The organism is Cetobacterium sp. 2G large (assembly GCF_014250655.1).
GTDB lineage: Bacteria > Fusobacteriota > Fusobacteriia > Fusobacteriales > Fusobacteriaceae > Cetobacterium_A > Cetobacterium_A somerae.
This window is the reverse complement of sequence record NZ_JACHTH010000007.1, coordinates 214,344-226,620: the sequence shown is the minus strand read 5'-3', so window position 1 is coordinate 226,620 and position 12,277 is coordinate 214,344. Positions and strand designations below refer to the sequence as shown.

The 12,277-nt window shown below is 28.5% G+C and carries 8 protein-coding genes; 2 read left to right on the top strand and 6 right to left on the bottom strand.

The window, feature by feature from the left end; all coding sequences use genetic code 11:
* The first annotated feature begins 54 nt into the window (after positions 1-54).
* Positions 55-1,785 carry a solute:sodium symporter family transporter gene (locus H5J23_RS11685; protein WP_185892375.1) on the top strand — a complete coding sequence of 577 codons (1,731 nt, stop codon included), beginning with the start codon at positions 55-57 and terminating at the stop codon, positions 1,783-1,785.
* A gap of 47 nt (positions 1,786-1,832) precedes the next feature.
* Here the strand turns inward: H5J23_RS11685 and H5J23_RS11680 are convergent, their stop codons facing one another.
* On the bottom strand, positions 1,833-3,731 hold the full coding sequence (locus tag H5J23_RS11680) for a PTS fructose transporter subunit EIIC (protein WP_185892372.1): 1,899 nt from the start codon (positions 3,729-3,731) through the stop codon (positions 1,833-1,835).
* A 164-nt stretch (positions 3,732-3,895) separates the two neighbouring features.
* Between H5J23_RS11680 and H5J23_RS11675 the strand changes: the two genes are divergently transcribed.
* Positions 3,896-5,953 carry a BglG family transcription antiterminator gene (locus H5J23_RS11675; protein WP_185892370.1) on the top strand — a complete coding sequence of 686 codons (2,058 nt, stop codon included), beginning with the start codon at positions 3,896-3,898 and terminating at the stop codon, positions 5,951-5,953.
* 37 nt (positions 5,954-5,990) lie between these two features.
* On the opposite strand, the gene H5J23_RS11670 is transcribed toward H5J23_RS11675, so the two are convergent.
* From H5J23_RS11670 to H5J23_RS11650, 5 genes are all read right to left on the bottom strand, one after another.
* Positions 5,991-7,154 carry an amidohydrolase gene (locus tag H5J23_RS11670; RefSeq protein ID WP_023050595.1) on the bottom strand — a complete coding sequence of 388 codons (1,164 nt, stop codon included), beginning with the start codon at positions 7,152-7,154 and terminating at the stop codon, positions 5,991-5,993.
* A gap of 18 nt (positions 7,155-7,172) precedes the next feature.
* Positions 7,173-8,684, bottom strand: a complete 1,512-nt coding sequence (locus tag H5J23_RS11665; protein ID WP_185892368.1) for an ABC transporter substrate-binding protein — start codon at positions 8,682-8,684, stop codon at positions 7,173-7,175.
* Positions 8,685-9,012: 328 nt separating this feature from the next.
* Entirely contained in the window at positions 9,013-9,738 is a 726-nt protein-coding gene (locus H5J23_RS11660) for a transporter substrate-binding domain-containing protein (RefSeq protein ID WP_185892366.1), read from the bottom strand.
* 246 nt (positions 9,739-9,984) lie between these two features.
* The gene (locus tag H5J23_RS11655; protein ID WP_185892364.1) at positions 9,985-11,295 is read right to left on the bottom strand and encodes a sodium:solute symporter; all 1,311 of its coding nucleotides are present in this window, start codon (positions 11,293-11,295) and stop codon (positions 9,985-9,987) included.
* Complete coding sequence (locus tag H5J23_RS11650) at positions 11,289-12,251, bottom strand: biotin--[acetyl-CoA-carboxylase] ligase (RefSeq protein ID WP_185892362.1); 963 nt, start codon at positions 12,249-12,251, stop codon at positions 11,289-11,291. The genes H5J23_RS11655 and H5J23_RS11650 overlap by 7 nt, the downstream gene beginning before the upstream one ends.
* Positions 12,252-12,277 lie beyond the last annotated feature (26 nt).

Here is a 12,277-nt window from a genome sequence, read left to right as displayed (position 1 = left end):
TTGTTTTTCAAAAAGAATGTATAAATAAAGTAATAAAAAATGGGAGGTGTAAGTATGTTAATGACAATTTTAAGTTTTGTATTTGTCACAGCATTAATCGGTTTCATATCTTATTTAAAAACTAAGGATGAAGAACACTCAGCACAAGGATATTTTTTGGCAGGTAGGGGACTGTCAGGAGTAGTTATTGGATTTTCAATGGTTTTAACAAGTTTATCAACAGAGCAACTAATAGGAACAAATGCGTCAGCTTATGTTAGTAACTTTTCAATTATGGCATGGACTGTTCAATCAGTTATTCCGCTATGTGTTTTAGCACTTTATCTTTTACCAAGATATTTAAAAGGTGGATTTACAACAATTCCAGAATTTTTTGAAGCTAGGTATGATAGACAAACAAGACAGATGATGTCATTTCTTTTTATGGTTGGTTATACATTTATTTTAATTCCGGGAGCATTATATTCAGGAGCAATAGCTTTTTCACAGATGTTTGATATTCCAGGTCTTTTTAATATAAGCTTTAATATGTCTATTTGGGTTATTGTATGGCTAATAGGAATAATTGGAGGAATATATGCTATATTTGGTGGTTTAAAAGCGGTAGCAGTGTCAGATACATTAAATGGATTAGCTTTAATTATAGGTGGAGCAATGATTCCATTCTTTGCTTTAAAATACTTAGGAGATGGAAGTATTTTAGATGGAGTTACTAAAATAACAACAACTCACTATGATAAATTAAACGCTTGGGGAGCAGCAACTGATCCAGTTCCTTGGACGACTATTTTCACGGGAATAATGATTGTTAACTTTTTTTACTGGGCTACAAATCAAGCAATTATTCAAAGAGCTTTAGGAGCAAAAAGTTTAGCTGAAGGACAAAAAGGTATTTTGATAGCAGGAGTATTTTTATTAACACTACCATTTATGTTAAATTTACCAGGGTTAGTATCGTTTCATATATTTGGAAACTCTTTAAATAATATTGATCTAGCATACCCAACTCTTGTAAGAGAAGTTTTACCAAAGCCACTATTAGGATTTTTTACGGCATGTTTATTTGGGGCAATATTAAGTACTTTTAATTCTTTCTTAAATAGTGCAGCAACTTTATTCTGCTATGATTTTTATAAACCTATATTTAAAAAGAATATTTCAGATGATGATTTAATAAGAGTTGCTAAAATATCAGGAACAGTAATAGCTATTATATCAATGATTATTGCTCCTATGTTACAATCTGGATCAGATGGATTATTTTTACTTTTAAAAAGATTTGCTGGATTCTTTAATATTCCTATAATAGCTCTTGTAGCAGTTGGTTTTTTAAACAAAACAATAAATGGTTTAGCAGCAAGAATAACAGTAATAGCTCATGTAACACTGTATTTTTCTTTAGTTTGGATATTTAAAATAAATCTTAACTTTGTTCATGTAATGGGTGGATTATTTGTATTTGATATAATTCTTATGGTTATATTAGGTAGTTTTATGAAAAGAAAGATTCCTTATGAGCTACCAAAAGAAAATAAATCTCATGTAGATTTATCAAATTGGAAATATGCTATTCCAGTATCATATATTTTAATGTTAGGATTAGCATATGTATATACGATTTTATCAAAAGTTGGATTAGCAGGTGGAAATTCTTTAACAGTAATTAATGTTGTATACTTTACTCTTGCAGCTGGTGGAGTTTTTATAATAATGAAATCTAGATCATCAGTTAAAAATAATGTGAATGAAAACGATCAAGTATCTTTAGAAAAGAATAATATATAAAATATAAAGAAGCCAACTAAAATTTTTTCTAGTTGGCTTCTTTTAAATTAAATATTTAAACTATCTTCAATTAATTTTTTAGGGTCTTGAATTGCTACTTTTGTTTTAACATCCAATGTTTTTATATTTTTAAATCTTTGAGGTTCTTTTATAGCTACGTCATGTGCAAAGATTACAACTTTAGCATTTTCTATATCTTTTTGAGTAATTCTGTTTACAATACCGTTAGCTCCTTGAGTTTCAACTTTTATTTTAATACCTATCTTAGCAGCTGTTTTTTCTAAAGCTTTAGCAGCTAAGAATGTATGAGCAACTCCAGATGGACAAGATGTTATAGCTAAAACATCAGCTTCACCTTCATCCACTACACCCTCATAATTTAACTCTTCCATCTCTTCTTCTAAAGTTTCAGGAGCGACAGGTTTTAAAGTATTAACAATTAAAGCTGTAGTTAATGCTCCTAAAATAGTTCCAAGGATATACCCAAACTTCCCTTCAACTACTGGTAAAACAATCCATCCTCCCCAAGGAGCGTGATTGATACAGTTCATTAAAAATCCAATAATATTTCCAACAATTCCACCAGCAACTATAGCAGGTAAAACTCTCATAGGATCAGCAGCAGCAAAAGGAATTGCCCCTTCACTAATTCCAATTAATCCCATTATAGCAGCAGCTTTTCCAGCTTCTTTTTCATCTTTTGTATATTTTTTAGGAGATAAGAAAGTAGCTAAAGCCATTCCAAGAGGTGGAGTACAAATCGCTATTCCAACTCCACCCATTAACCAAGGTTGTGTATCAACTTGAGTTTGAGCAAAAAGTGTAGCAACTTTATTAATAGGTCCACCCATATCAAAGGCTGTCATTCCACCAAGAATAGCTCCAAGAGCAACTTTACCACTACCAGCCATACTAGCAAGCCAAGTATTCATACTTGTCATCATAGCAGCTATTGGAATACCTATTCCCCACATTACAATACCACAAACTATAAATGTTCCAATTAAAGGATAGATAAATATAGATCCCAAAGATTTCATGCTGTCAGGAAGCTTGATTTTTTTAAGAAGGTTGATAATGAAACCAGCTATAAATCCAACGATAATAGCTCCTAAGAATCCAGTTTTATAATTTTGAACTGCTATCCATGAACCGATCATACCTGGTGCTAAACCTGGTTTATCAGCAATGGAGTAAGCAATATATCCACCAAGAACAGCTGTAAAAAGAGTAAGTCCAGCTATACCCATATCAGCCATATCTTTTAAAAATCCAGTTTCAGGTACAGCACCTTTTCCAGATAACATTACAGCAAGAGATAGTAAAACTCCTCCAGCAACAATGAATGGAATCATATGTGAAGTTCCAAAAAGAAGATGTTCTTTTAGTTTATTTAAGTGAAACTTAAATGATTTATTCTCCTCAGTTGATTTTTCAAATGATTTTTCTTTTTTATTTATAGTTTCAGTTTTTAAAGGTGCTGATTTATCGTTTTTTAAAATAATATTTAAAAATTCATCTTTATTTTTAGCGTCTCTAAGAGATTCAATAAATCCATCCTCCATGAAAAGAGTTGTAAGATTTGAAAGAACTTCAATGTGTGTTGTTCCCTTTTCAGCATCAGGAATAGCTATTAAAAAAATAAGGTCTACTTCATTACTTTCGTCAACAGACTCCCAATCTTTAATTTTATTTTTTAATCTTGCAGCAGCAATTTTAGGAGTTTTAACAGAAGGAGACTTTCCGTGGGGAATAGCTAAGCCATCCTCTAATCCAGTTGGAGACTTAGTTTCTCTAAGTAAAACAGCTTCAAGAAACTCATTTTTATTGATAAGAGCACCATTTTCATCAAGTAAATCCACTAATTTTTCAATAACTTCATTTTTGTTTAAAGAATCTAAATCTAAAACAATTAAATTTTTGTCGATTAAATTACTAAAATTCATAAAAACCTCCTAAGTTTTATTTTTCTTTTATAATAACAGATTGAAAATAAAAAGAATAGAATCATATTTTTTCAAAAAAAAATGATTTTTTTTGCCCACATATGTTTTAAAATTAGAAAAAATGTAGAAATTATGATAAAATTAGAAAAAATAAAGGGGGAGTAATGATGACTAAAAGAGAGCTAGAAATTCTTAAGTATTTTATAAAATATAATGGAAAAATCAGTTATAAACTCCTTTCAGAATTTTTATGCATAAATGAAAGAAGTATTAGGTATGATATAGATAAAATAAATGAAATATTAAAAAGTAACAACTATCCTCAAATTGAAAAGGTGGAAAAAGGTCAAGTTGAATATAAAAATTTAGATATTTTACCTATAGTAATTGATAAATTTATAAGATGTATAGATTTAACAGAGTATAAAGATGAAATTATATTGTTTAAAGTTTTATTTTTAGAAAGAATAAATTTAAAAAATATAGAAGATGAACTTGGAGTTAGTAGAACTAGTGTAAAAAATATTTTAAAAGCAGTTAAAGAAAAATTAAAATTAAATGAGTTGAAATTAGAGATTGAAATACAAAAAGGTTTAATCTTAGCTGGAACTGAGGAGAATATTAGAAAGGCTCAATTGAAATTTATATTAACCTATTCAAAAGAGATTTATTTTTCAAATATTATTGAAAAATATTACGCAGAAATAGATAGAGAAAAAATAGAGAAGTTTTTAAATTTAATAATAGATAATACAAAACATATAATATCAGATGAACCATATACAAATCTTTATTATTATATTTTAATAATGATAGATAGATTAAAAAAAGGAAAATCCATATTGGAAGTTGAAAATCAAGTTTTTTTTCAAGGGTTAAAAGAGTATAAAGTAATAAATAAATTTTTAGATATTTTAGAGAAGGAATATAAAATAAAAGTTAATTTAAATGAAAAGGTACGATTAACAGATTATTTTTTAGGAAGTCATTGTTATTCAGCTGAAAATAGTAGTTATAAATTTTGGATAGAGATTGATATAATAGCTAAAAAAATAATTAAAATTTTTTCTGAAAATATGGGTGTGGATTTATCAAAAGATAAAGTACTATTAAAAGGAATTATTAATCACTTGAAACCAACTATTCATAGATTAAAAAATAAACAAATTTTAGAAAATAGTATTTTAAAAGATTTTTTAAAACTATACAAACCAATATTTATGGGAACTAAAAAATCTATCAAACCATTAAAGAATTTTATAAATTTAGAGATAACTGAAGATGAAATTGCTTTTTTAGCTATTCATTTTAAAGCTGCTCTAGATAGAGTAAATAAACTTGAAAACAAAAAAAATAATATACTAGTAGTTTGTAGTTCAGGATACGGAACATCAAAGTTATTATCGCAGCAAATAAATGAAAATTTTTCAGTAAATATTGTAGAAGTTATTCCATTTTATAGATTAAAAGATTATAGTTTAGATAGCATAGATCTTATTGTAGGAACAATCAATATGGATGAAGTTGACCTGAAAAAACCCTGTATAACTATAAATACAATATTATCAAAAGAGGATATTGTATTACTTGAAAATATTGGATTAAGTAAAAGAAAAAGTAGAATTTTTTTATCAGATCTATTAGAAACTTTTAAAAGAAGTGGAGTAATAAAAAATGAAAATATCTTGATAAAAGATTTGTCTCTATTGATGAATGAGATTTTAATAAATGATATTCATGAAGATGAGCCAAAGTTATCAGATATGTTAGAAGAGGTTATTTTAGATGTAGAGTGTGGAAGTTGGGAAGAAGCTATCAGAATGGCTGGAAAGATAATGATTCAAAATGAAATTTGCGATATAACGTATATTGAAAATATAATAGAAAGAGTAAAAGAGTTTGGTCCTTATATGGTAATGAGTAATAAAGTGGCTCTCCCACATAGTAAAAATAATGGAAATGTCTTTAAAAGTAAGATGGTTTTAATGAATTTTAGAAATGATATACTTTTTCCAGAGGAAACCCCTGTGAAAACTATGCTAACTTTTACTTCTCAAGACGAAAACGGGCATTTAGATGCACTATCTAATTTTCTAGATTTAGTTAGTAATTATAAATTTCTAGAAAAATTAGAAAATAATCCAAGTAAAAAGAAAGTAATCGATATTATAAAAAAATATGAGTTTCTATCAAATTTAGGAAAAAATAGAGATATAAATTAAAATCCCTTCTATAAAATTAAGAAGGGATTTTTTTTCTTTACTGATTTAGATAATCAATTGCATATTGAGCATATAAAGCACTTCCAATTTCAAAAACATCTTCATCTACATCAAACTTTTCATGGTGATGTGGATAGATAATACCTTTTTCTTCATTTCTAGCTCCAAGATTTACCATAACTCCAGGAACTCTATTTGAAAATTCTGAAAAGTCTTCTCCACCAGTTGAAGGAGGTCTATAAATTACATTAGATTCTCCAACTAATTTACTAGCAGAAGTTTTAGCTAAATCTGAATATGTTGAATTATTAATTGTAGGTCCAACACCAAGAGTATAAGTAACTTCAGCAGTTGCTCGATATGCTTCAGCAGTACTTTTAGCTATTCTTTCGATTATCTTAGGAAAATTTTCTCTGATTGAAAGGTTATAGCATCTAGTTGTTCCCTCTAAAGTCGCAGTTTGAGCGATAACATTGAAACGGCTTCCAGAAACAATTGATCCAACAGTAAGAACCACAGGTTCTAAAGGAGAGAATTCTCTACTTACAATAGATTGTAGATTCATAACAATTGCAGAAGCCACAACAACAGCATCGACACATTGATCAGGACGAGCTCCATGTCCACCTTTTCCTGTAATTTTTATGGAAAAAATATCAGCAGATGCACATCTAGGACCAGCATCAGCCGAAACACTTCCAGCTGGGAGGTCAGAAGATATATGCATTCCAAAGATATTATCAACATTGTTTAAAACACCACAGTTTACCATTTTTAAAGCTCCACGAGCGACTTCCTCTCCTGGTTGAAAAATTAGTTTAACATTTCCATTTAGCTCATTTTCCATATTTTTTAAAATTTTAGCAGCTCCTAGAAGCATTGCAGCGTGAGTGTCATGACCACATGCATGCATAAGTCCAGGAGTTTCAGAGCTATACGAGGTGTTTGTTGCCTCTGTTACGGACAGAGCATCAATATCACCTCTTAATGCCACAGTTTTACCATTATTTTTACCAGAAATAGTTGCAACTACCCCAGTGTCCCCTATAATTTCAGCTGCAATACCAAATTTTTCAAGCTCCTCTTTAATTCTTTTAGATGTTCGATACTCTTCAAGACTAGCTTCTGGAAATCTGTGAAACTCCCTTCTCATAGAGATAACATAATCTTTATATTTTTTAGCCAACTCCTTTGTTTTCATAAAAACCTCCCAATAAATTTATTTTAATACGTATGTTTTTGCTAAGTCAGTGAAACCATTCTTTTGTAAAACTAAGTTTTTAACAGCTTTTCTAGCCCCTAAATTATAATGAGGATATACTAATGTATAGTGTGGTAATTCGTTTTGAATTATCTCTTGTGCTTTAAAATAAAGATCTTTTCTTTTGTTTTGATCAACAGTAGTTCTAGCTTCTAACAATAAAGAATCAATCTCTTTATTGTCATAAAAACTTCTATTTCCAGACATTCCTTTTTCCTTTGAATGGAAAAGTGGGTATAAAGCAGGATCTCCATCAACAGAGGAGATGTTCCAAGAAAGAAGATATAAAGCTTTGTTTGGCTGAGAAGTTATAGTTACATATGTACTCCACTCGAAAATTTTAATTTCAGCAGTTATTCCAATCTCTTTTAATTGATCTTGAATAATAGTACACATATCTATCCATGTTGATTGTGCTGATGTCCAAAGTTCAATGCTAAGTCCATTTTCAAATCCAGCTTCTTTCATAAGTTGTTTAGCCAAAGTTATGTCTTGTGGATACTTTTTAACATTTGGATTATAAACATCTATAACTGGAGGAATAGGTGAGTCTCCAGAAAGAGCAGCTCCTCTAAAAACAAATTCAGCTAAAGATTCGTTATCAATTGCATAAGCAATAGCTTCTCTAAGTTTTTTGTTTTGAAATAATGGGTTTGTATTGTCAAAGCCTAGGTAAAGAGTAGATGGAGCCTCTACTTCAAGCAATTCCAAATCATTACTATTTTTAATAGTTTCTCTATCCATGATTCCAATATCAAAGGCAATATCAACTTCGCCAGTTTCAAGGGCAATGGTTCTATTTGTAACTTCAGGAATACTTCTAACAATAAGAGTTTTGTTTTTAGGAATTTCACCGTAATAATTATTAAACGCTTCTATGATAATTTTATCTCCTGGAATCCACTCTTTAAATTTATATGGACCACTTCCAATAGGATTTTGTGAGAAATTAGATCCTAGCTCATCCACAGCTTTCTTGCTAACAATAGCTCCTCCCACACTACTTAAATATTTAAGCATAGCACCAAAAGGTTTATCAGTTGTTATTTGCACTGTATACCTATCAATAGCTTGAACATTTATAATAGGTGTAAAATTATATCCAACTTGTGCAGAAGATTTAGCTCGGTTTAATGAAAATACTACGTCTTCAGATGTTAAGTTTTCTCCATTATGAAAAGTGATGTCTTCTCTTAGATGAAAAATGGTATTTAGGTCGTCAACTTGCTCCCAACTTGTGGCAATTTGTGGTGTTATATTTAAATTTTCATCTAAAGTAAGAAGAGATTCAAACATAAGGTTTATCACTTTATTTGAAACAGTATCAATACTTTTTTGAGGATCTAAAGTTTTCACATCAGATCTTTGGGCAATAACAAGGGTGTCTTTAAATTGGCTCTCTACCTTACTGAAAGTATTAGTAGAGAATAGAGAAAGGTAAATAGTAAAAATAAACCAAATGTTTTTCATAGAATCATCTCCTTAAAATTTTATATAAAAAAAACAGCCATTTCTGGCTGTTATAAACACAACTATTTTAAATTAAATCAAAAATTAGAGAAAGAGAAGACTACGAAAATAAATAGTATTCATTTTTAATTTTTTAAAAGAGTTTACTTGTGAATTTATATTTAGCCAATTGAAAATATAGTTTTTATCTAGTATAAAAATAAATGCTAGCAGCAGCAGAAATAGATAGAAACTAAAGCTAAATATAAATAGTGTCATTTTGTAACCTCCCTTAAATTTTTTATTTTGTTAAGTATAAATAAAAAAAAATCAAATGTCAATAAAAAAATTAATTATTTTTTTCAGGGAAATATTTAATTACTAGATTATTATATTCATCAGTGTTTTTTAAATTTTCTAAAATTTTATTAATTTTCTCAACTTTTTCTAAGCTTCCCTTCTTTAAAGCGATAGATGCACCAGGGTAATTATCTGTAATTTTATCAAGTATTTTTAGAGTTTTCATAGACTTTAAATATTCGTATCCAGTTTTATCAGCTATAATAACACCATCAATTTTATTGTTTTCCAAATCCATAAGAGCGCCTAAAAATGAGTTGTACGGTCTAACATTAGCACCTAATTTTGTTGCAAATTCCTCTTGAAGAGAACCTAATTGCACACCAACAATCTTATTCTTCAGTTCTTCTTTATTGTTTAAAGAGCTTTTATTATTAACTAAAACAAGATGCTCAGATTTAAAATATAAATATGGATTTGAAAAATCTACTGCTTTTTGTCTTTCTGTTGTTTGAGACATACCAGCGATTATAGCATCAATTTTTCCAGTTTGTAGAGCAGGAATAAGGCCATCAAAAGACATATCTTTCCATACAATTTCATATCCTGCTTTTTGTCCAATAAGTTCCATAAGTTCAACATCAAAACCTGTTAACTTACCATTCTCAAGATATTCGTATGGAACAAACTCAGCATTGGTACCAACATAAAGTTTTTCTGCAAATAAAGATACTGATAAAACGCTTGCCATGATTAAAGTAATAATTTTTTTCATAATAATACCCTCCATTAAAATAAATTTTTGTATAAAAAAAACCGAACTAACTCAAATTAGTTCGGTAAATAAAAGACTAAAATATTAATAAAATGTAGTCATATTTTCCATAACAAAAGAGATAGTTTATCCAAAATATAAAATTTTAAAATTTCTCTTTCGTTCCTTAAAAACATAACTGATCTCCTTAAAAAATTATTTTAAGTGATATTATCATATAAAATTTTTTTTGTCAAAATATATTTTTTATTTTTTTCTGCCAATTGTTAAAATTATAGCATTGATGCAAAATGCAAGAATTAAAATATAATTTGAATGATTACCACCATAGATTTTTCCAAATAAAGCTGTAGCTCCTCCCATTATAATTGCACTTAGAACATAGAACTTTTTAAATCGATATCCCAAAATTCCTGCAAAACATGGAATTATAAGTGCACCAGAATAAACAGATAAAGCTAATAATAGAGAACTTAATATAAACTTGAGTTTAAGAGCAACTAGGATACTAAATAACCCAAATACTCCAATGAAAACTCTTGTAAGTTTAATTGATCTTATATTTTTTAAATTTTTAGTAAAAATCTCTGTAAATATAGATGATCCAGTTAGCAAACAAGTGTCAGCAGTAGAAATTATAGCAGAAAGCAAACCAAAGTATAAAAGAAGACTTATAGGTTTTGGTAAAGTGTTAGCTGCAACATGTAGTAATGGAGATTGACCATTAGTTAAATTTGGATAAGCTCCCGCAGCAAATATACCTATTTTAGTTAAAATAAAAGCTAAAGGTATTAAAATAATAATACTAATAATAATAGATTTTTTAGCAACAGTACTATCTTTTGCACAAAAAATTCTAGAGTAAATATCAGGACCAACTAAAAATGTAGATGAATATGTTAGTACTAAAATTAATAAATCGATGTAACTAAATTTTTCGTTGATTAGTTGAGGTACTACGTAAGTGGTTTCTATGTTTGGTAAAAATAAAAAGCATAGAACAATACCTAATAAAATAAAAATTAATTGAAAACAATCTGTTTTTATAATTGAAAGTTGTCCACCTAGTATCGTATATATAATAAAAACCACTCCACTTATAATAACACTTTGAAAATAAGAAAAATTACTTATAATCTCCATAATTTGAGCAGCACCCATAATTTGAGCAGCAACAATTCCAATCCAAGCTATGGAAATAATAAAAGAACTTAAAATTCGAACCTCATCTCCATAAAAACTTCCTAAGAGTTCAGGAAGATTATAACCTTTAAATTTTTCAAATTTTTTAAGTAAAGGTAAAAGGGTAAAAAGACCAAATGCAGCACAAAAAAGAAGCCAAATTCCAGCCCACCCAATAGAATAAGTAGCAGCAACATTTCCTAGTATAGCTGAACTTCCTAAAACTGTAGCTAATAAACTACCTGTAACTTGGAAAACACCAGCCTCCTTGTTCGCTATAAAAAAATGTGAACTATCCTTAATTTTTTTAAATGAGTTATACCCAATTGCTAAAATACCTAGAAAATATAAATTTAAAAATAAATTTTCTACCATTTAAAATTAACCTCCCCTGATTTTAAAACTTTTATAATTTTATTGGAATCTTGAACAATAAGATGCCCATTATCATCAATATCAATAACAACACCTTGAATAGGACTGTTTTTTTCATAATAAATAATATCTCTACCAATTAAAAATGATTTATTACGATAGATTTTAATAATTTCTGAATCATCTAAATTTTCTATAATATCCATAAGATTATTTATTATTTTTGAAATTAATTGATTTCTGTTAATAGGAGTAATATCCTCTAGAAAAATCGATCCAGCAGTATGAGAAAGATTCTCTGGAAAGTTTAAAGTATTAAAGTTTACTCCAATTCCTAGAACAATGTTTTCAATAGAGCCACTTTCAAAATCTGTTATAGCTTCTGTTAAGATTCCACATATTTTTTTATTATTTAAGAAAATATCATTAACCCATTTTATTTGAGTATCTTTATTACAGATTTCATCGATTGCATTAGAAACAGCAACTGCTGTAGCAATGGTTATCTTAAAAGAGTTTTCCAGAAGTAAAGTTTTTGGTTTTAAAATAATACTCATATATATTCCAGTATTTTTAGGTGAAAAAAAACTTCGCCCTTTTCGTCCTCTACCATTTGTTTGCTCATTAGCAACTATGACAGTTCCATGCTCTGGATTATTTACTAGATAATTTTTTCCCTCTGAATTGGTAGAGAAAACAGAATCTTTTATAATAATGTCATTATTGTATTTAAGATTTTTTTTGATTTCTATTAAGGATAAAGTATTACTCTTGTGAGGAATACAGTGCCCTTTTCTATTTACAGAGTCAATTGTATAACCATTATTTTTTAGTTCTTTAATAGCTTTCGAAACTGCTGCACGAGAGATATTTAATTGAATTCCAATATCTTCTCCTGAAAGATAAGAACCTTTGTTTTCTTCTAACATAGAGATAATCTTTTCTTTAGTAGTCATTTTTCCTCCTAATTGTATACAGTATT

What these genes read in the sequence shown, in the direction of transcription:
- H5J23_RS11675 (WP_185892370.1), top strand. Translation starts at nt 3,896, where the DNA reads ATGATGACTAAAAGAGAGCTAGAAATTCTTAAGTATTTTATAAAATAT.
- H5J23_RS11685 (WP_185892375.1), top strand. Translation starts at nt 55, where the DNA reads ATGTTAATGACAATTTTAAGTTTTGTATTTGTCACAGCATTAATCGGT.
- H5J23_RS11670 (WP_023050595.1), bottom strand. Translation starts at nt 7,154, where the DNA reads ATGAAAACAAAGGAGTTGGCTAAAAAATATAAAGATTATGTTATCTCT.
- H5J23_RS11650 (WP_185892362.1), bottom strand. Translation starts at nt 12,251, where the DNA reads ATGACTACTAAAGAAAAGATTATCTCTATGTTAGAAGAAAACAAAGGT.
- H5J23_RS11680 (WP_185892372.1), bottom strand. Translation starts at nt 3,731, where the DNA reads ATGAATTTTAGTAATTTAATCGACAAAAATTTAATTGTTTTAGATTTA.
- H5J23_RS11660 (WP_185892366.1), bottom strand. Translation starts at nt 9,738, where the DNA reads ATGAAAAAAATTATTACTTTAATCATGGCAAGCGTTTTATCAGTATCT.
- H5J23_RS11655 (WP_185892364.1), bottom strand. Translation starts at nt 11,295, where the DNA reads ATGGTAGAAAATTTATTTTTAAATTTATATTTTCTAGGTATTTTAGCA.
- H5J23_RS11665 (WP_185892368.1), bottom strand. Translation starts at nt 8,684, where the DNA reads ATGAAAAACATTTGGTTTATTTTTACTATTTACCTTTCTCTATTCTCT.